Origin of the sequence: Streptomyces sp. NBC_00207, from assembly GCF_045160965.1 — a bacterium.
Lineage (GTDB): Bacteria > Actinomycetota > Actinomycetes > Streptomycetales > Streptomycetaceae > Streptomyces.
This window is the reverse complement of sequence record NZ_CP130715.1, coordinates 7286028-7304334: the sequence shown is the minus strand read 5'-3', so window position 1 is coordinate 7304334 and position 18307 is coordinate 7286028. Positions and strand designations below refer to the sequence as shown.

The window sequence follows — 18307 nt, the reverse complement described above, 5'->3', positions numbered from 1 at the left end:
GTCGGGTTGAAGCTATCGTGGGACCTGACTGAAAGGTCAGTCAAGAGTTTCCGACCGGAAGGATGCGAGCAGGAGTGGCCGATCGCCAGGCGTTGATCTTGGAAGCAGCCGTACGCGTCATCGCGCGCAACGGCGTCAGAGGACTGCGCGTCGAGGAACTGGCGGCCGAGGCGGGCGTCTCCACCGCACTGATCTACTACCACTTCAAGGACCGCGCCGGCCTGGTCCAGCGCACCCTCGCCTTCATCAGCGACCGCGCCACCGGGTACACCGACGAGGCGCTCAAGGACACCGAGGACGCCCGCACCATCCTTCTGCACCTGCTGCTGAGCGAGCTCCAGGACACTCCACGGGTCCGCGAGAACAGCACCGCCTGGGGCGAGCTGCGGGCCAGCGCCGTCTTCGACGCCGACCTGCGCGCGACCCTGGCCGAGTCCACCCGCTCCTGGTCCCGGGACACCGCGGACGCCATCTCGGACGCGCAGGCGGCCGGCCTCGCCGATCTGCACGTCACGCCGCTCGACGCCGCCGAGCGGCTCACCGCCCTGGTGGAGGGCCTCAGCGAGCGCTGGCTGAGCGGCTCCCTGTCCCTGGAACGGGCCCGCGAGCTGCTGACCGGCGCGGTGGACGCCGAGCTCGGCCCCGTTCCCGCGTAGGGGTCGGCTCCCGGACCCGGAACGAGCCCCGAACGCGGAACGACCCCCGCTCCTCCTGACGGAGGTGCGGGGGTCGCCGTGTACTGCGCGAGGTGCCGATCAGACCTTGAGGGCCTTGATCGCGGTCGGGGCGTGGCCCGGCTCGGTCGCGAGCTCCTCGAACTCGGTGACGTCGCTCATGTCGACCGTCTTGCTCATCGCGATGTTGGTGATGCGCTCCAGGATGGCCTCGACGACGACCGGGACCTGGAACTCCTGGGCCAGCTTCTTGGCCTCCTCGAAGGCCTCGCCCAGCTTGTCCGGGTCGGTGACGCGGATGGCCTTGACGCCCAGGCCCTCGGCGACCTTGACGTGGTCGACACCGTAGACACCCAGCTCGGGGGTGTTGATGTTCTCGAACTCGAGGTTGACCTCGAAGTTGATGCCCAGGCCGCCCTGCGCCTGACGGATCAGACCCAGGTAGGCGTTGTTCACGAGGACGTGGACGTAGGGGACCTTGTGCTGGGCGGCGACCGCCAGCTCCTCGATCATGAACTGGAAGTCGTAGTCGCCCGAGAGCGCGACGATCGGGGTCTCCGGCTCCGCGGTGGCGGCACCGATGGCGGCCGGGATGGTCCAGCCGAGCGGGCCGGCCTGGCCGCAGTTGATCCAGTTGCGCGGCCGGTAGACGTGCAGGAACTGCGCGGCGGCGATCTGGGAGAGACCGATGGTGGTGACGTAGCGGGTCTCGGGGCCGAAGGCCTTGTTCATCTCCTCGTAGACGCGCTGCGGCTTCAGGGGGATGTTGTCGAAGTGCGTACGGCGCTGCAGGGTCGCCTTGCGGTCCTGCGCGGAGGCGGTCCAGGCGGAGAAGTCCGGCAGCTTGCCCTCGGCCTTGAGCTCCTTGGCGATCTCGATGAAGAGCTCCAGCGCGGCCTTGGCGTCGGAGGCGATGCCGAAGTCCGGGGCGAAGATCTTGCCGAGCTGGGTGGGCTCGATGTCGACGTGGACGAACTTGCGGCCCTTGGTGTACGCGTCGAGGTTGTAACCGGTGTGACGGTTGGCCCAGCGGTTGCCGATGCCGAAGACGAAGTCCGACTCGAGGAACGTGGCGTTGCCGTAGCGGTGCGCGGTCTGCACACCGACCATGCCGGCGGCCAGCTCGTGGTCGTCCGGGATGGTGCCCCAGCCCATCAGGGTGGAGATGACGGGGACGTTCACCAGCTCGGCGAACTCGACCAGCAGGTCGGAGGCGTCGGCGTTGATGATGCCGCCACCGGCGACGATCAGCGGGCGCTCCGACTCCAGCAGGAACTGCAGGGCCTTGGCGGCCTGGGCGCGGGTGGCCTGCGGCTTGTAGACCGGCAGCGGCGCATAGGTGGCCGGGTCGAACTCGATCTCGGTCAGCTGGACGTCGATCGGGAGGTCGATCAGGACCGGGCCCGGACGGCCGGAGCGCATCAGGTGGAAGGCTTCCTGGAACACGCCGGGGACCTGCGCGGCCTCCAGGACGGTCGTGGCCTTCTTGGTGACGGGCTTGGCGATCGAGGCGATGTCGACGGCCTGGAAGTCCTCCTTGTGGAGCTTCGAGACCGGAGCCTGACCGGTGATGCACAGGATCGGGATCGAGTCCGCGATCGCGGAGTACAGGCCGGTGATCATGTCGGTGCCGGCCGGGCCCGAGGTGCCGATGCAGACACCGATGTTGCCCGCCTTGGCCCGCGTGTAGCCCTCGGCCATGTGCGAGGCGCCCTCGACGTGGCGGGCCAGCGTGTGCGCGATACCGCCCACGTTCTTGAGCTCGCGGTAGAACGGGTTGATCGCAGCACCGGGCACGCCGAACGCTTGTTCGACACCCTCGAGCTTGAGGATCTCAACTGCAGCGGCGGCGGCTGTCATACGAGGCATCAGTTCTCCTGCGGGTCTGGCGGTCAGGCTTTTCCGTCATCCGGAAGTTTTGTTCTGCTATACGGAACAAGCTAAGTGTCGACTTCGTCGGCGTCAAGGCGGTAGCGGACCCCGGAACCCACCAAAAGCCGCGTCTTGCTCGGTGACTTGTACAAATGACCGATCAGGCGGCCCGAATCCCCCGGAAATGGCGTGCGCTCTCGCCCCCGCGGTCGCCGGTGGTGGAGCATGGACCTACGCACAGCGACGGAGGGGGTCCAGGTCTCATGGCGGAAGCGGTACCGGTGCGCTGCCCGGCGTGCCTGCGCGACAACGGCTACACCGCGCCGGTCTTCCCCTGCGCCTGCGGAAGCCCGGTGAATCCCCCGCTGGACCTGGCGGCGCCGCCGGTGCCGCTGACCCATCGCACCTGGTCGGACAGCTGGGTGGCGGTGCGGTGCACGGCCTGCGGGCGGGAGAGCGAGTGGCCGCAGCCCGAGCTGGGATGCGGCTCGTGCGGGACGGTGGTGCGGATCCCGGTGCACCCGCTGGAGCGGTTGGACTCCTGGGACGGTGCCGGTGTGGGCGAGGAGCCCGGGCCGGGGCAGGCCGGCGGGGTACGGAGGGACGGCGCGGGTACGGGGCGGGGCGCGGGCCAGAGCGGCCCGGACCGCCGGTCCGACGGCCGGCCGGATCCGCGCGATGCCGGACCCGGGTCCGATCCGCACGGCAAGGGGCCCACCGACCGCCCCGCCGGCGGGCAGCCGCCTCAGACGCCGCTGCCGCCGCCCACCGCTCCGCTGCCGCGGCCCGCCTTCCGGCCGGTGACCATCCGTACGGCCCGCGACGCGGTGGCCACGGCCGCGCTGTACCTGCGCTGGCTCGGATTCCAGGACGTACGGCAGCCCGACGCGCGCCCGATCCCCTCGGCGGCCGTGGACCTGCGGGCTCCGGGGCTGGTCGCCCAAGTGGACCCGACCACCGCACCGGCCGGGCTGCGGGCGGTGGAGTGCGTCTGGCTGAACGGACTCACAGCCTCCGCGACCAGCGTCTACTTCGCCCTCGCCGGGTACACGGAGGAAGCCCGCACCCGCGCGGACGATCTCGGGATACCGCTGTTCGTGATGGACCTCACCGGCATGCCGCAGCCGGTCAACGACCCGGCGGACGAGCTGGTGGGATCGGGGGCCTAGGCGTCGGCGTGATCCGCAGGAGGGGCGCTTAAGCTCGTAGGCGTTGCTTGCTTACTTTCTTACCGCCTGCCGGCCGTCTGCCGCCGGCCGCCGCCCTTCCTGCCGAGGAGAGCCCGATGAGCCTGTACGACATCCCGCTGACCACCCTGTCCGACGAGCCCACGAGCCTGGCGGCGCACAAGGGCAAGGCGATCCTCCTGGTGAACACCGCCTCCCAGTGCGGGCTCACCCCGCAGTACTCGGGGCTGGCCCGTCTGCAGTTCAAGTACGAGGAGAAGGGCTTCACGGTCATCGGCGTGCCCTGCAACCAGTTCGGCGAGCAGGAGCCCGGCAACGCCGAGGACATCCAGACCTTCTGTGCGGCCGGGTTCGGCGTCACCTTCCCGATCCTGGAGAAGTCCGAGGTCAACGGCGAGAACCGGCACCCGCTGTACCAGGAGCTGGTGAAGACCCCGGACGCGGACGGCGAGGCGGGGGACATCCAGTGGAACTTCGAGAAGTTCCTGATCTCCCCCGCAGGCGAGGTCGTCGCGCGCTTCCGCCCGCGCACCGAGCCCGAGGCCCCCGAGGTCGTCGCCGCGATCGAGGCGCACCTCCCGGCGTAGGGCCTCGGCCGCGGGTTCCGGTGCGGGGTCGGTTCCGGTGCGGGGTCGGTTCCCGTAGGAGGCCGGGCACCTGTACGGGCCGCTGCGCGGGCCGCGCGGCAGCCCGTACCCGCTCGGCTCAGCCCAGGTCGGCCTCGTCGTACTCCCCCGTCGAGCCGGCCGCGGTGAGCTCCCGCAGCTCGACCCGGCGGATCTTTCCGGACACGGTCTTCGGGAGCTCCCCGAACTCGATGCGGCGGATCCGCTTGTACGGGGACAGCACCGCGCGGGAGTGCTCGAACAGCACCCGGGCCGTCTCCGGCCCGGGTTCCCAGCCGCCCGCGAGCGTGACGTACGCCTTCGGGACCGCCAGCCGCAGCGCGTCGGGAGCCGGCACGACCGCGGCCTCGGCGACCGCTTCGTGCTCCAGCAGGGCGCTCTCCAGCTCGAACGGGCTGATCTTGTAGTCGGAGGCCTTGAAGACGTCGTCGGAGCGTCCGACGTAGGTGAGGTATCCGTCGGCGTCGCGCGCGGCGATGTCGCCGGTGCGGTAGAGCCCGTCCGCCATGGCCTCGGCGGTCCGCTCCGGGTCGTCGCGGTAGCCGGTGGTGACGCCGGCGGGCCGGGCGCGCAGGTTCACGCAGATTTCGCCCTCGTCCGGGGACTCCTTTCCGGAGACGGGGTCCACCAGGACGATCTCGTAGCCGGGCGCCGGGCGGCCCATGGAGCCGGGCTTGACGGGCACCCCGGGGAAGTTGCCGACCTGGAGGGTGGTCTCGGTCTGGCCGAAGCCGTCGCGGATGGTGACGCCCCAGGCCTCGCGGACCTTCTCGATGACCTCCGGGTTGAGCGGCTCACCTGCGGCGACGGCCTCGCGCGGGGGCCTGGCCAGCTTGGTGAGGTCGGACTGGATCAGCATGCGCCACACGGTGGGCGGGGCGCAGAAGGTGGTCACGCCGTGCCGGTCCATCTCGGCCATCAGCCGCTCCGGGTCGAAGCGGGTGTAGTTGTGGACGAAGACGGTGGCGCCAGCGTTCCAGGGGGCGAAGAGGTTGGACCAGGCGTGCTTGGCCCAGCCGGGCGAGGCGATGTTGAGGTGCACGTCGCCGGGGCGCAGGCCGAGCCAGTACATGGTGGAGAGGTGCCCGATGGGGTACGAGGCGTGCGTGTGCTCGACGAGCTTGGGGCGGTCGGTGGTGCCGGAGGTGAAGTACAGCATCAGCGGGTCGGTGGCGAGGGTCTCCCCTCCGGGGGTGAAGGCGGTGTCCGCCGTCTCCATGTCCGCGAGCCGGCGCCAGCCCGCCGGGATCTGCTGCCCGGCGGCGATCCGGGTGTAGCCGCCCGGTACCTCGTCGAACTTGGCCGTGTCCTCGGCGCGCGCGATGACGTGGCGTACGAGGCCGCGCTCGACCCGGTCGCGCAGGTCGGCCGGGCCGAGCAGAGGGGTGGCGGGGATGACGACGGCGCGCAGCTTCATCGCGCCGAGCATCACCTCCCACAGCTCGCGCTGGTTGCCGAGCATGACGAGGATGCGGTCGCCCGGCGCGATGCCCTGCTCGCGCAGCCAGTTGGCGGCAGCGCCGGAGCGGGCGGCCAGCTCGGCGAAGGTGAGCGCCTCGCTGGTGCCGTCCTCCTGCACGATGCGCAGGGCGTCGGCGCCGTTCCCGGCGGCGATGTGATCGAACCAGTCCAGGGCCCAGTTGAAGCGGCGGGGGCGGGGCCAGGTGAATCCGGTGTGGGCGGCCTCGTAGTCACCGCGGCGCTCCAGCAGGAAGTCCCGTGCGGCGAGGAACTGGGCTGTGGCGCTGTTCTGCGCGCTTTCGGTCGTCATGGCAGGTATCGTGCCGCGTCCGCCGTACGGACCACCAGTGCGACGCTCGGCGGGAGTTGACCGCCGGCGGCTGTACGGCCGGATGCGGGTGGCTGTACGACCGGATGCCGGTGGCTGCAGGGCCGGAACCCGCCTGGACCGACCGGACCGACCGGAACCGACCGGATCGCCCGCTACCGGCCCGGCCCGATCACCACCTGCCGCCCGGAGCCGTTCGCACGGCCATGAGGAGGCCGCTCGCCCAGGCCATGCGGACGGTACGGAAGTCCGCCCGCTCTTCGAGCTCGGCCAGCAGGCGTTGGACCGAGGCGTCGTGACCCTCCGGCCAGCCGGGCTGCGGGAGAAGGTCGTCGATCAGGTAGGTCCCGCCGGGGGCCACGAGCGCCAGGGCGCGGTCCAGGTGGGTGAACTTGCCGGGCCAGGTGTCCGCGAAGACCAGGTCGAACGGCTCCCCCTCGTACGCCTCCAGCCACGCGCCGCCGTCCGCCGCCACGAAGGTCACCCGCGGATCGGAACGGAACTCCTCGCGGGCGACCTTCTGTACGGCCTCGTCCAGTTCGACGGTGACCAGGCGGGAGGCTCCGTCCATGCCGCTGAGGAGCCAGGCGGCTCCTGCGCCCACGCCGGTGCCGAGTTCGAGGATGCGGCCGCCGGGGCGGGTGGCCGCGAGCAGGGCCAGCAGGCTGCCGGTGCGCTCCTCGCAGGACAGGGTGAAGCCCGCCTGGAGCGCCGCGGCGCGCAGAGCCGGCAGGGAATCGGGGAACCGTGTCGGCATGTCGTCCATCCCGGGATCATCCGGTCGGCGCACCCCCCGTACAACTCCTTTTCAAGGGCGCCCGGTTACCCGGGTTCACTCGTGACGCGTCGCCCCGAAGCGCACGGAAGCCCCAGCGGCAGAACCGGCCCCGTCCCCTGCCGCTCCCCCCTCCCTCATATCGGCGATCACCCGCTCCCCTTCGGCGACGATCTCCTCCTTCTGCGCCTTCGAGACCCGGCCGAACAGCTCGACGGTGAGCACCGCCCCCTCCAGCTTCCACAGCCCGGCGACGAACCCGTCGACGAGCAGCGTGCAGTGGGCCTGGTTCCCGGTCCAGGTGCGGCCCTTGATCTCGGGGGCGACCACGCGGGTGCGGTCGGCGTGCGAGAGCAGGAGGTTGTCGAACTCCGGGAGGAAGCGGGGCGGCGCCGGGGTGTCCGGGTCGGGGCGGGGCGCGTCGGGGAGGTCGAAGAGCTCGACGCCGTTCTCGTCCCGGAAGGCGACCAGGCCCGGCCGCAGCCGCTCGAAGGCCTCGCGCAGCCGGGTCAGTCCGGCCCAGATCTGCATGTCCTTGACGGAGGCGGGCCCGAAGGCGGCGAGGTAGCGCAGTACGACGTCGTCGACGGGCTGCGGCGCCCCGGCGGGCCGGCCGAGCCAGTTCTCGGCGGTGGTGAGCCGGACCTGCCCGCTGCGCCCCCACACCCCGCGCGGGGTGACCTGGACCAGCGGCAGCCGGCAGCGCGCGGCGACGGACAGGGACTGCGGGTCGGCGTCGGGCCACTCGCGGAGCAGTTCCTCGCGGATCTCGCCCATGGTGCGCGGCGCGCTCTCGACGAAGCCGCGGGCCCGCTCTGCCAGCCGGTCCAGATCCACTCCCACGAGCCCCTTCCGGAAGTAGTTGATCTCCCGGTCGCGGGCGGGCTGGACGAGGGGGCGCAGCGTCAGGGCGTCATGCGCGGTGTGCGTGTGGATGGTGGAGCGCATGGTGACCATCCGGACCACCTCACGGGACTCCATCAGCCCGGCCAGCTCGGCGGGCCGGAAGCCGGCGAGCCGGGCGTGGAGCTGGAAGTAGGGCGGCTTGACGTTCTGGGCCTGCAGTCCGAGCAGGTGGGTGACGGCGCCCTCCGCGGACATCTCGGCGCGGCTGAGCAGCAGCTGGCGGGCGAGGGTGGCACGGTTCAGAGCGCGGGTGCCGAGTACGGGATGCGTCGTCGTGGAGGCCATGACCACAAACTAGCCCTCCTTGCGGACACCCTCTGTCCGCAACAACCCGTCGAAATCCACCTCGGATCCCGCCCCCTCGCCCGTGCCGCCGTTTTCCCCCGATACCCTGCCCCTTGCCCGCAATGAACACCCGTCACGGGAGCTGACCTGCGATGCCGGAGCGCCCAGACCGTCGCCCCTCGCCGCCACCCGCCGGGAAGCGGCCCGGGTGGCGGCGCGCCGCCGCCCCGGCCGCCGCGCCCCCGGCGGGGCCGCCGGCCGACCCGCAGCCCGCACCGCCGACCCCCACTCCCCCGAACCACCGCAGCGTGATCGACTCGGCCGTCTACCGCGACGGCCGCCGGGTCGCCTCCCCCGCCACCCTGGCCGAGACCTTCCGGCAGCTGCGCGAGGAGCCCGACGGGATGGCCTGGATCGGCCTCCACCGGCCCACGGAACCTGAACTCCACTCCCTGGCTGCCGAGTTCAACCTTCACGAACTCGCCGTGGAGGACGCCCTGGAAGCTCACCAGCGCCCCAAGCTGGAGCGTTACGGCGACACCCTCTTCGTCGTCCTGCGCGCCGCCCGCTACCTCGACGTCCAGGAGGAGGTCGACTTCAGCGAGCTCCACATCTTCGTCGGCCCGGACTTCCTGATCACGGTCCGCCACGGCGGCGCCCCGGACCTCTCCTCCGTCCGCCGCCGCATGGAGGAGAACCCGGAACTCCTCTCACTCGGCCCGGAGGCCGCCCTGTACGCCATCCTCGACGCGGTGGTCGACGGCTACGCCCCGGTCGTCGAGGGCGTCCAGACCGACATCGACGAGATCGAGACGGAGGTCTTCCGCGGCGATCCGGCGGTCTCCCGCCGCATCTACGAACTCTCCCGCGAAATGGTCGAGTTCCAACGCGCCACCCGCCCCCTGGTCGGCATGCTCCACAACCTGATGGCCGGCTTCGCGAAATACGGCACGGACGAGGAACTCCAGCGCTACCTCCGCGACGTCGCCGACCACGTCACGCACACGAGCGAACGCGTGGACGGCTTCCGCCAGGCCCTCACCGAAATCCTGACGGTCAACGCCACCCTGGTCTCCCAACAACAGAACGCCGAAATGCGCGCCCTCGCCGAGGCCGGCTTCGAACAGAACGAGGAGATCAAGAAGATCTCCTCCTGGGCCGCCATCCTCTTCGCCCCCACCCTGGTGGGAACCATCTACGGCATGAACTTCGAGACCATGCCGGAACTCCACTGGGCCGGCGGCTATCCCTTCGCGATCCTGCTGATGGCAGTGGTCTGCACGAGCCTGTACGTCATCTTCAAGAAGCGCGACTGGCTATAGAGGTCGAGCCGGACGTGCCGACAAGGTTCGCGTCCACGAACGCTATGGACCGGCCGTTCTGGCCCTCTGGGGAGAATCCGGGGAGAATGCCCCCGCACGGCTGTACAGGTCGGGGCCGCATCCCGCTTGCCCGAGTGGGCGAGGACCAGCACTCCGTCCAGGTCCAGTCTTGCGGACGGTTTCGACCAGCAGGGCCCTCCGCCGCCCACCCGAACCGGCCTGACGTCCCTGCCCGCACCCAGCCCAAAGCCCAGCACCTGCCCCACAAACCCTCGGAGACCACTTCGAAATCACATCGGTGGATTCAGGCTATGGGTTCGCTGTTCGATGCAGAGGCAATCTCGGCGAACGGATAGCCGTCCAGCGCTTGGCGGAAGGTCTTCTTCACGATCGCGGGCACACCTGAGGTTGTTGCTCCCGCGGGAAGCGCCATCGTCACCGGGATGGGATCCGGTGGGGAGGGGAGCCCGAGCTTCTTCGCCGCCTTCGGCAGTCCCCACAAGTCGTCGCCGTTGGCAACGAGGCAGGCCAGCCCCAGCCCGGCCTTGACCGCTGCACGCAGCCCAACGAATTCAGCTCCCTCATACGAGATGCGCCAAGAGATGCCGGATGCGTCAAGGGCGTCCACTAGCTGGCCACGCAGGATGCAGGGCTCAGTGAATAGCGCCACTGGCAATCCATCCTCCGTACCGTGGACTGGCTGCCCGAACCACGCCAGCCGTATGCGACCGAGTTCTTCCTCTGTGGTGACCGCCTCCTGGGTTTGCCACCGAAACAGCAGGGCTAAGTCAAGCTGCCCTGTGGCGACTTGACTGGCAAGCAACTCGCTTGGCCCGGATTGCACGCTCACTTGCGCCTCAGGCAGGCTTGCCGATAGCAGCCGCAGGAACTCTGGTAAGGCTTCGGCAAGTTGGTCCACCACGCCGATCGAAATTCTAGTTGTGCCCGTTCTCGGCATCAAGCGGTCGACAGCCTCGTCGTTGAGGGCCACAACGCGCCGTGCGTAGCCGAGCAGCTCCTCACCCCGCACGCTGAGCTGCAGGTTACGCCCGGTGGACGTAAAGACAGGTCCCTGGATGAAGCTCTCTAGCTGACGGATCTGTTGACTGACAGCAGGCTGGGTGATGTGCAGCGTCATTGCAGCCCTCCGGAATCCACCGCATTCCACCACGGCCACCAGGGTTCGCAACCGCGTAACTTGCAGATCGTGGTACATTTCCCCCACCCGTAATCATGATGCGTCGACGTCGCCACTGCCTGTAGGCGGCATTGTCGGCACGAAATTCCTTTTGGTGCGTTTGGGTGGCCGCAGGCCCTCGGCGTTGAGCTGTTCGGCGATCTGATTGACGTTCAGGCCCTGGTCGGCCAGGCCCCCCAACCACTCAAGCAAATGCGGAAAGTACGCCAGCCGGCCACAGCGCTGCGCCGTTCAGGAGGCGCCCCTTGCCTGGGCGATTTCCTTCTCCTCGCACCGGATCGTCCCGGCACTCGGCCTGTCGAGCAGTCCGAGACAGTTCAGCAAAGTCAACCAACAGACCTCAGTCAGACAAACAAACCTAGAGCGGCACCACTCGTGGATGACCAGACTCGTCGAGTTTCGATCGGAGGCTCAGCAGTTCCGGTTGCAGGAGTACGACACCGAGCCGCTCGGCCCCGCCGAGGGACCACTTCCCCTTCGCGGTGCAGCCGCTGTCAAGTTCCGTGCCGCCCGTCTTCACCGAGGACGCATGCCGGCTTGTCGGGTGCTTGTCGTTCGACCACGCCGTGTTGGCGCCGTGGTTGCAGCTCCACGTGCCACCATCCACGTCGACAGTGGCAGCCAAGGCCGGCGTGGCCGCGGCCATGATGATGACAGTAAGCCGTTGCGGCGCTGGCCAACACGCGCCATGAACCATGCCCATGGCACACCCTTCCCATGGACCGCCCCCGTGGCGATCAAGCACTCAGACAATAGATTCACGTCATGTGCGCAACAACCAACTGACCGTGGTTCTGAGGAGAAATTGAGCCTTGCACGTGCAGTGCCCAGAGATAGGCGCGCGTCCTGGCCGGATGACACTACATCGCGAGGGACAAGGGACCCGCGGTTCGCCGGAGGTGGTGTGGGCAGGGCCGCCTGCTGCCGACGCTCCCACAGCCAGCGTCCCAGAGTACGCCGCGGATACGCTCGCGGTTGTTCGCCCGCCTCGCTGGCCCGGTAGGCGGGACGGTGGGATGTGGGAGAGGCGGCAGCTTTATCTGCTTGAAGGAATGGTGCGCATGCGCGTCGTTCGTCGAGGTGCTGCCGCGCCTGCAGACACGGAGCTCTTTCAGAGTAGCCACCGCTCGGGTGACGGGCTGACGTCTCACAACGCACGAGGCTCCTCTGCCGTTGAGAGGGGTGTTCGACGCCTCAACTCATCAGCACAGGAGCCTTGTTGGTTCCGAATCCTGCCGCACTCAACCCACCGCAGCCCTGGTCGAGTGGGTATCCATGCTTATCGTCACCCGTGAAGGTGACCGCCGCTGCAAGCTCCCGCCACACCAGTGTGCCCTCGTCGGCCTGGTCTACCTTCGCCGGCGCGACACGCTCACGCAGATCGCCGCCGGCTCCGGCATATCCGTCGGGACTTCTCGCAGAAGCACCGCCGTCACGGCGTGAACGTGCAGGTCGTGGCCGATCCCGCCGGCAAGCTGCTGTGGATCTCGCCCACGCTGCCTGGCCGCACCCATGACCTGACCGCGGCCCGTACCCACCGCATCATCCGGATCTGCGAACGCCAGGGCGTTCCCGTCCTCGCCGACCGCGCCTACATCGGGGCCGGCCCCTGGGTGACCGCACCGATCAGACGGCTTCCCGGCCGGGACCTCACCACAACCCAGCAGACGATCAACCGGGTCTTGGCAGCGGCGCGAGCACCGGTCGAACGAAGCATCGCGCGACTCAAGTCCTGGCAGATCCTCCGCCGGGCCCGCTGCAGCCCCAACCGGATGACCGTCATTGCCGCAGCCATCCTCACCTTGGAACGTCAACGCTGATGAATCTCATTGCCGTTCCAGGGTGAGGGCAGCTTGGCAATGGCCGTCATCCAGTTGGGAACCGGCTCACGACCAGACAAGTCGACCTTCGGTGAACCGACAGACTGGGGAGCTTCCATCGGCGATCCTCGTCAGCGTCTCCGCCACGGAGTCGAAATACTGGGCCATCGACTCGTACTCGCCCGTAACCGTGGAGTCACCCACGAACCAGCTGCCGACGCGCCCGTCCCGCACATCGATGAACTTTCCCATCCAGCCGTCCTGGTCCGACAGGAACGGGATCCATTCGTTACGCCAGAACGGGTAGTCCGGCTGGTCCGGAGGGTCGAATCCACAGGACGTGGAGCGGTTCGCGTAGAGCCTCTCCATCGCCCGGATACCCAGAAAGAAGCTTCCCTCGTCGGGGAACCCGTCGAAGCCGCAGCATGCCACTTCGTCGTCGACGTCTTCCTCCGGCAGATCCAGATTGTTCTGCAACAGCCACGTCCGCAGGTCCCCATGCAGGGATATCCCCATCCGTTCCTCGGCTGCCGCGAGCATCTGTTCCGTAGCGGGCCCTGGCAGATCCGCGTGATCGGCCGGCGCGTGCTCCCGAAGAAGACTCATCACACGCGACCAACTCTCGGCCACACTCATCGTCCTCTGCCCTCTCTACAGGGATGTCTCCGTCCGACTACGCCACTGTGGAGGTTGAGAAGTACCAGCCGGAGAACCTTGCAGGGATGGTACTTCGAGCGTGTGTTCCATCCCTCCCCACGATCGCCTTCCGCCCCGAAGCGCAGGGTCGGCCCCTCAGCGAAGTGACCGCCTGCGACTCTTCACAGACGACCGACTGCGCCCGGCGGGCCCAGCCGAGGAGTTTTTAGGACTCAAGCGAGGGCCACGGCGTCACCCTGGGGTGGCGAAGCTGAAAACGCTCACTGCTAGCCGCACCGCCCGTGAACCGAACCCGGCCATGAGCCGGGCGCCACGATCCGGGCGACCCTCACTTCAAGCTCCGGCTACGAAACCCTCGCCGGAGCCACGTTCACATGTACGCCGAAAACCCCCATTCAATCACTGAATGGGGGCTCGTTCGGCGAGATGCCGTCAGCGGCTATTCCTCTGACCCGTAGACTTGGAAGCTCGCGATTTTAGAGTTGCCATTCCGGGTGATTGTGACCCAGTACCGCTGATTGTTCCGCACGTCATAACTGATGGTGGAGCAGGTGCCGGCGCCGCCCTTGTTCCACTCCTTTTCCTTAACCCAGTCATTGAATGCGTAATAGTACATGTGGATACGGGCCTGGACGGCGTAGCCGTCGGCATAGGTGTCACAAAGAGTAAACTTGTCGCCATTGTCCTTGTAGGCGATGGTTCCGACGGTATGACCGTCAATAACGAGGTTGACCTTGTCATCACCAGTTGCGTGTGCAGGATTGGAGAGGCCGACCATGAAGGCTACTGGCGCACATACTGCCACTGCTCGGGAAATCCATCTCCTGGAAAACATGACTGTTTCCTTTCATTGGTTCGTCGAGTTGCCGCTCAGCAGTCAACCATGAACACATTGCCCCGCCCAGCGATTTCGGAGAAATATCGATCAAGAGTGCTTATCGAAAGCCACGTGGGAACTTATGTCGTCCCGACCGGCGCCGGCTGACCATCATTCCGGTTGGTTCGAGGATGGCTACGCATTCCACGTGATGCGTCATCGGAAAACGTCGACTTCCAACGCGCCCTTGGCAGCACCTCTGGTGGCGTAACGCAGCACGATCCCGAAAGACGCTGAAAGACTTGTCCGCGCAGGTCAGGGGTGGGCACAGCCGCATCGATGCAGGTCAGCGCCAGCAGGTGGACAACTCCAAGAACGATCTACGGCATGAACTTCGAGAGCATGCCGGAACTCCACTGGGCCGGCGGCTGTCCCTTCGCGATCCTGCTGATGGCGGTGGTCTGCACGAGCCTGTACGCCATCTTCAAGAAGCGCGACCGGCTGTAGCCAACGCATCAACTGTTGATCAACTTAGCTCTTGCGAACACCCGGGGGCGTCGGGCTCCTCGGGGGAACCTGGGGAGAACGGGTCGCGCCCGGACCCTGCAGGACAGTCTCCACGCCGTGGGGAACCCCGGAACCCCATCCCGGCGCCTGCGCAGGATCGCGAAAACAGGTGGACCGACATCGGAATGGCGACGTCGGCCGTTGCCCCAGGCCAGCCTGGGAATCGGCCATACAGGTCTCGTCATTTTCAGCCAACCCGCGGATTCTGCGCGGCCGCTGCACTCCGTACTCCACACCATGGCCGCGGTGAACCGGCACAGCCGGACGCGGCCACGGCCGGGCGGACCTGCTGCCGTGACGCGTCCCACTCACGCTCCTCCCCCATACGGGGCAACACCGACGAGAACCCTCTCTCTCGGATCACACCATCCGATCCTCAAGAGATATCCACAAATATGGGCAGCACCCAACACACACCCGGCATCCCTGAACTGGGCTCCGCCACCTGTCAATGAGGCCTGACCAAGGGTCGGTTGACGGTGTGCCGGATCGATGTGAGAGATTGCCACTCCTTTCGTGAAGAACTGCTTGACGAATCGGTGGCGAGAGAGGTGGCCGACGGCAGATACGGGACCAAAAGGCCATGTCAACCCACTGCTGTGACAGGCAGGTTGGCCGGATGTGGCCTCATAGCAGGCGTCCGGGGAGGCGAAGATCCGGTGATAGCATCCCGACATCTGTGATCTTGATCCAATTTGACGCAGATGCTGATGTGTGATCGACGGCATGCTCTCCGCGTAACCGCCGGTGGACCGTGCCGATCAGCTGTGTTGCGGGGCCTCGCGAGGTGTATCTGCAGCCGTCCGCATGCCATGCGCCGGGAAAGGTTTCCATGAATCGAGACGCACTTGTGTGGTGCCTGGTTGCGGTCGCGGCGATAGCCGTTGTCGCCGTCGTGGCACTCGTCGCCCGCAACAGAGCGCTGGGGGCGAAGAAGCAGCACACCGAGGCCGAACTGAGGCACCAGCTCATCACGGCAGACGGCCACCTGCGCTCGTCGCACGCCGAGCTGCAGAGGTTCCGCAACGAGCAGGACGCCACGCTCCGCGAAGCCAAGCAAGCAGCGGAGGAGAACACCAAGGCCGTCCTCAAGGGTGCCGCCAGCCTCCTGCAGAGCCTCGCCGCCGAGCAGACGACGCTTCTGGACGGCATCCAGCGCAAGTACGGCGGACACGCCGTCCTCAGCGACCTGTTGGACGTCAACCACGCCAACGCCCAGATGGCGCGCAAGGCTCAGGGCATCGCCGTCATGTGCGGTGCCCCGCTCGGCCGGCGCAACAGGCCCGCCAGCGTCTACGACGTGGTGCGCAGTGCCCAGGGCCAGATCCGCAACTTCCACCGGGTCGCCATCATGCAGCAGACCAGTCTCGCCCTGAAGGCGTCCGCGGTCGCGCCCGTCGCCCTCGCCGTGGCCGAGCTGCTCGACAACGCCGCCAGCTTCTCGCAGCACGACGCGCCGATCGAAGTGACGTTCCAGCGCGTCCAGAACAACCTGTGCATCGTCATCGACGACGCCGGTGTCAGCATGAACGACGAAGAGCGGCAGCGGGCGACCGCGCTGCTCTCCGGAGAAGTCGCCCCCCGTCTGTCGCAGCTCGGGACTCAGCCGAAGTTCGGTTTCCCGGTCATCGGCCTGATCGCGCGTCAGCACGGTTTCAAGGTCGACGTCACCGGGGTCTCCCGATACGGCGGCGTCAGGGCCGTCGTCCTCTTGCCCGAGGAGCTGTGGACCATGGAGGAGATGCCGCCCGCCCAGGAGGCTCCGGTCAGCGACATCCGGCGCGCCACCGAGAGCCGGCCCCAGAGCGCGACGTCGCGCACGATGCACGGGCTGCCCAAGCGCGGTGCACGCCAGGCGCCCATCGCGAGCGTCCCCGATCCCGACACCACCTCGCCGGCGCCGCGGCCCCCGGTCGAGACAGGCCGCGCTTCCGGGCGCAGTCTGGGGGCCTTCCAGCGCGGCATGCTCTCCGGCCGCAACCTTGACGCCACCTCGTTCGAAGGGCCCGAAGAGGCATGACCGCAGACCTGTCGTGGATGCTCGAGGACATCGTGCACAACGTGCCCCATGCACGGCACGCCGTCCTGCTGTCCGCGGACGGCCTTCCTCGCGGCGCGACGGAGGGCCTGGCCGAGAAGGATGTACGCACCATCTCCGCGGCCATGGCCGGGATGCAGTCGCTCAGCCGGGCGACGGCCCACTTCGCGGGACCGGAGGAGGACCGGGAGTGGAACCAGACCATCATCGAGTTCTCGCACGGCTGGAGCTTCCTGATCGGGGCGGGGCAGGGCTCCTACCTGGCCGCCGCGGCCGCTCCCGATGTGGACATGCAGCAGATCTCCTTCCGCATGCACCGCCTTGTCGCCCGGCTGGGCAACAACCTCACCTCGCCGCCGCGGGTGAGGGCCGAGGACGCCGGCGGTCCGCGGGGGAGCTCCGTCCGGCAGCAGAGCTCCGGTGACGCAGGATTCGTCATCGGCGAGCTCGACCAGGTGATGTCCGAGGTCAAGGGTGCCCGCCACGCCGTACTGCTGGGGTCGGACGGCCTTCCCCGCGGGGCGACCGGCGGGATGAGCCGCGACCTCGCGGACACGGTCTCCGCGGCCATGACGGGCATCCACGCCTACAGCCGGGTCACCTCCCAGTTCGCAGGGGTCACCGATGACGCGGAATGGCGTCAGACGGTCATCGAGTTCCAGCACGGCTGGATCTTCCTGATGGCCGCCGGCCCCGATGCCTTCCTGGCCGCTGCCGCCGAACACGACTGCGACATAGAACAGTTCACCACGCGTCTGCACGAGGTGGTTCCCGGACTGACCTCGGCGGCGACACCGGGGAAGGTGACAGACCATGCCTGACGGGTTCGGACAGGATGACGAGCTGGAACTGACGTCTTCCTTAGTCCCCCTCTTCGTGATCACGAACGGACGCGCGCTGCCCCCGGACCACGAGTACGAGCACACGACGCTCGTGACGATGGCGGCGGAGAACGGCCAGGTCGCAGCGCGGACGCTGTCCCCGGAAGCGGGGCAGGTCATGGATCTGGTCGCCGACGGCTTCCTCTCCGTGGCCGAGGTGGCAGGGCACACGCACCTGCCTCTGGGCATCGTCCGCATCCTGCTGGCGCAGTTGGAGGAAGACGGTCTCATCCTCGCGAGGACACCGATACCGCGCGCCGAACGTGTCGACAGAGAACTGGTCAGCGCCGTGCTCGAGGGCCTGAAGAATCGATTCGGAGCGTAACGCGTGTACCTGGATCCACACGTCTCCCACGCGGTGAAGATCCTCATAGTGGGGCACTTCGGGGTCGGCAAGACCACCTGCATCGGCAGTCTCTCCGAGATCGAGCCGCTGCGGACCGAGGAAGAGATCACCGAAGCCAGCGTGGGCTTCGATGACCTGTCGGGCACGCCCGACAAGAAGACCACCACCGTCGCCATGGACTTCGGCCGGCTCACCCTGAGCGACACCCTGGTGCTCTACCTCTTCGGAACGCCCGGCCAGGAGCGCTTCAAGGAGATGTGGGAGGAGCTCTCGCGGGGTGCGCTGGGCGCGCTGGTCCTCGTCGACCCGGAGCGGCTGCACGAGTCCTTCCCCGTCCTGGACCTCGTGGAACGTTTCGGCCTGACGTACGCCATCGCCGTGAACCACTTCGAGGGCACCACGCACTACCCGCTCGACGAGGTGCGCGAGGCTCTGAACCTCACCGCCGAGACCCCTGTCGTGGAGTGCGACGTACGGGACGAGAACTCCTCGGCGCAGGCCCTCATCACCCTCGTGCAACACCTCATGTCCCAACTCGGCTAGGAGC

The 18307-nt window shown here is 68.0% G+C and carries 16 protein-coding genes and 2 pseudogenes; 10 read left to right on the top strand and 8 right to left on the bottom strand.

What is annotated here, in order from left to right:
- Positions 1–74: 74 nt before the first annotated feature.
- Positions 75–656 carry a TetR/AcrR family transcriptional regulator gene (locus OG472_RS33965; protein ID WP_401612240.1) on the top strand — a complete coding sequence of 194 codons (582 nt, stop codon included), beginning with the start codon at positions 75–77 and terminating at the stop codon, positions 654–656.
- Between the two features lie 99 nt (positions 657–755).
- Here the strand turns inward: OG472_RS33965 and gcl are convergent, their stop codons facing one another.
- Positions 756–2543 carry a glyoxylate carboligase gene (gene gcl, locus OG472_RS33960; RefSeq protein ID WP_401612243.1) on the bottom strand — a complete coding sequence of 596 codons (1788 nt, stop codon included), beginning with the start codon at positions 2541–2543 and terminating at the stop codon, positions 756–758.
- Positions 2544–2809: 266 nt separating this feature from the next.
- On the opposite strand from gcl, the gene OG472_RS33955 reads away from it, so the two are divergent.
- Positions 2810–3715 (top strand): hypothetical protein, encoded by a 906-nt coding sequence (locus OG472_RS33955; protein WP_405832712.1) that lies wholly within the window; start codon positions 2810–2812, stop codon positions 3713–3715.
- A gap of 116 nt (positions 3716–3831) precedes the next feature.
- Positions 3832–4320 carry a glutathione peroxidase gene (locus OG472_RS33950; RefSeq protein WP_383571865.1) on the top strand — a complete coding sequence of 163 codons (489 nt, stop codon included), beginning with the start codon at positions 3832–3834 and terminating at the stop codon, positions 4318–4320.
- 118 nt (positions 4321–4438) lie between these two features.
- On the opposite strand, the gene OG472_RS33945 is transcribed toward OG472_RS33950, so the two are convergent.
- The 3 genes from OG472_RS33945 to OG472_RS33935 all read right to left on the bottom strand — a co-directional run bounded on the left by OG472_RS33945 (position 4439) and on the right by OG472_RS33935 (position 8114).
- Positions 4439–6130 carry an AMP-binding protein gene (locus OG472_RS33945; RefSeq protein WP_405832709.1) on the bottom strand — a complete coding sequence of 564 codons (1692 nt, stop codon included), beginning with the start codon at positions 6128–6130 and terminating at the stop codon, positions 4439–4441.
- Between the two features lie 190 nt (positions 6131–6320).
- Positions 6321–6914, bottom strand: coding sequence for an O-methyltransferase (locus OG472_RS33940; RefSeq protein ID WP_401612252.1), 594 nt, complete (start codon positions 6912–6914; stop codon positions 6321–6323).
- A 66-nt stretch (positions 6915–6980) separates the two neighbouring features.
- On the bottom strand, positions 6981–8114 hold the full coding sequence (locus OG472_RS33935; protein WP_405832707.1) for a winged helix DNA-binding domain-containing protein: 1134 nt from the start codon (positions 8112–8114) through the stop codon (positions 6981–6983).
- Positions 8115–8266: 152 nt separating this feature from the next.
- On the opposite strand from OG472_RS33935, the gene OG472_RS33930 reads away from it, so the two are divergent.
- Positions 8267–9436: a magnesium and cobalt transport protein CorA gene (locus OG472_RS33930; RefSeq protein WP_405832706.1), complete on the top strand. Its 1170-nt coding sequence runs from the start codon at positions 8267–8269 to the stop codon at positions 9434–9436.
- A gap of 304 nt (positions 9437–9740) precedes the next feature.
- Here the strand turns inward: OG472_RS33930 and OG472_RS33925 are convergent, their stop codons facing one another.
- Together OG472_RS33925 and OG472_RS33920 are read right to left on the bottom strand one after the other, a co-directional pair.
- Positions 9741–10652, bottom strand: a complete 912-nt coding sequence (locus tag OG472_RS33925) for a LysR family transcriptional regulator (RefSeq protein ID WP_405832704.1) — start codon at positions 10650–10652, stop codon at positions 9741–9743.
- 340 nt (positions 10653–10992) lie between these two features.
- A complete protein-coding gene (locus OG472_RS33920) occupies positions 10993–11280 on the bottom strand; it encodes a lactococcin 972 family bacteriocin (protein ID WP_405832702.1) in 288 nt (95 codons plus the stop codon).
- 573 nt (positions 11281–11853) lie between these two features.
- On the opposite strand from OG472_RS33920, the pseudogene OG472_RS33915 reads away from it, so the two are divergent.
- Positions 11854–12454 (top strand): annotated as a pseudogene (locus OG472_RS33915) (transposase family protein).
- Between the two features lie 66 nt (positions 12455–12520).
- On the opposite strand, the gene OG472_RS33910 reads toward OG472_RS33915, so the two are convergent.
- Positions 12521–13060, bottom strand: a complete 540-nt coding sequence (locus OG472_RS33910; protein WP_405834975.1) for an SMI1/KNR4 family protein — start codon at positions 13058–13060, stop codon at positions 12521–12523.
- 490 nt (positions 13061–13550) lie between these two features.
- Entirely contained in the window at positions 13551–13946 is a 396-nt protein-coding gene (locus OG472_RS33905) for a hypothetical protein (RefSeq protein ID WP_401612338.1), read from the bottom strand.
- A 357-nt stretch (positions 13947–14303) separates the two neighbouring features.
- Between OG472_RS33905 and OG472_RS33900 the strand changes: the two are divergent.
- From OG472_RS33900 to OG472_RS33880, 5 genes and pseudogenes are all read left to right on the top strand, one after another.
- Positions 14304–14435 (top strand): annotated as a pseudogene (locus OG472_RS33900) (CorA family divalent cation transporter); the annotation flags it as partial.
- 892 nt (positions 14436–15327) lie between these two features.
- On the top strand, positions 15328–16515 hold the full coding sequence (locus OG472_RS33895) for an ATP-binding protein (protein WP_401612341.1): 1188 nt from the start codon (positions 15328–15330) through the stop codon (positions 16513–16515).
- Positions 16512–17354 carry a roadblock/LC7 domain-containing protein gene (locus OG472_RS33890; protein WP_401612344.1) on the top strand — a complete coding sequence of 281 codons (843 nt, stop codon included), beginning with the start codon at positions 16512–16514 and terminating at the stop codon, positions 17352–17354. Before OG472_RS33895 ends, OG472_RS33890 begins: the two co-directional genes overlap by 4 nt.
- Entirely contained in the window at positions 17347–17739 is a 393-nt protein-coding gene (locus OG472_RS33885; RefSeq protein ID WP_401612347.1) for a DUF742 domain-containing protein, read from the top strand. Before OG472_RS33890 ends, OG472_RS33885 begins: the two co-directional genes overlap by 8 nt.
- A gap of 3 nt (positions 17740–17742) precedes the next feature.
- Complete coding sequence (locus OG472_RS33880) at positions 17743–18303, top strand: ATP/GTP-binding protein (protein ID WP_383570111.1); 561 nt, start codon at positions 17743–17745, stop codon at positions 18301–18303.
- The last annotated feature ends 4 nt before the right edge of the window (positions 18304–18307 follow it).

Coding starts and splice junctions, on each gene's coding strand:
- OG472_RS33940 (WP_401612252.1), bottom strand. CDS start 6,914: ATGGACGACATGCCGACACGGTTCCCCGATTCCCTGCCGGCTCTGCGC.
- OG472_RS33910 (WP_405834975.1), bottom strand. CDS start 13,060: ATGAGTCTTCTTCGGGAGCACGCGCCGGCCGATCACGCGGATCTGCCA.
- OG472_RS33905 (WP_401612338.1), bottom strand. CDS start 13,946: ATGTTTTCCAGGAGATGGATTTCCCGAGCAGTGGCAGTATGTGCGCCA.
- OG472_RS33945 (WP_405832709.1), bottom strand. CDS start 6,130: ATGACGACCGAAAGCGCGCAGAACAGCGCCACAGCCCAGTTCCTCGCC.
- OG472_RS33935 (WP_405832707.1), bottom strand. CDS start 8,114: ATGGCCTCCACGACGACGCATCCCGTACTCGGCACCCGCGCTCTGAAC.
- OG472_RS33925 (WP_405832704.1), bottom strand. CDS start 10,652: ATGTACCACGATCTGCAAGTTACGCGGTTGCGAACCCTGGTGGCCGTG.
- OG472_RS33920 (WP_405832702.1), bottom strand. CDS start 11,280: ATGGCCGCGGCCACGCCGGCCTTGGCTGCCACTGTCGACGTGGATGGT.
- gcl (WP_401612243.1), bottom strand. CDS start 2,543: ATGCCTCGTATGACAGCCGCCGCCGCTGCAGTTGAGATCCTCAAGCTC.
- OG472_RS33950 (WP_383571865.1), top strand. CDS start 3,832: ATGAGCCTGTACGACATCCCGCTGACCACCCTGTCCGACGAGCCCACG.
- OG472_RS33895 (WP_401612341.1), top strand. CDS start 15,328: ATGAATCGAGACGCACTTGTGTGGTGCCTGGTTGCGGTCGCGGCGATA.
- OG472_RS33890 (WP_401612344.1), top strand. CDS start 16,512: ATGACCGCAGACCTGTCGTGGATGCTCGAGGACATCGTGCACAACGTG.
- OG472_RS33930 (WP_405832706.1), top strand. CDS start 8,267: ATGCCGGAGCGCCCAGACCGTCGCCCCTCGCCGCCACCCGCCGGGAAG.
- OG472_RS33885 (WP_401612347.1), top strand. CDS start 17,347: ATGCCTGACGGGTTCGGACAGGATGACGAGCTGGAACTGACGTCTTCC.
- OG472_RS33955 (WP_405832712.1), top strand. CDS start 2,810: ATGGCGGAAGCGGTACCGGTGCGCTGCCCGGCGTGCCTGCGCGACAAC.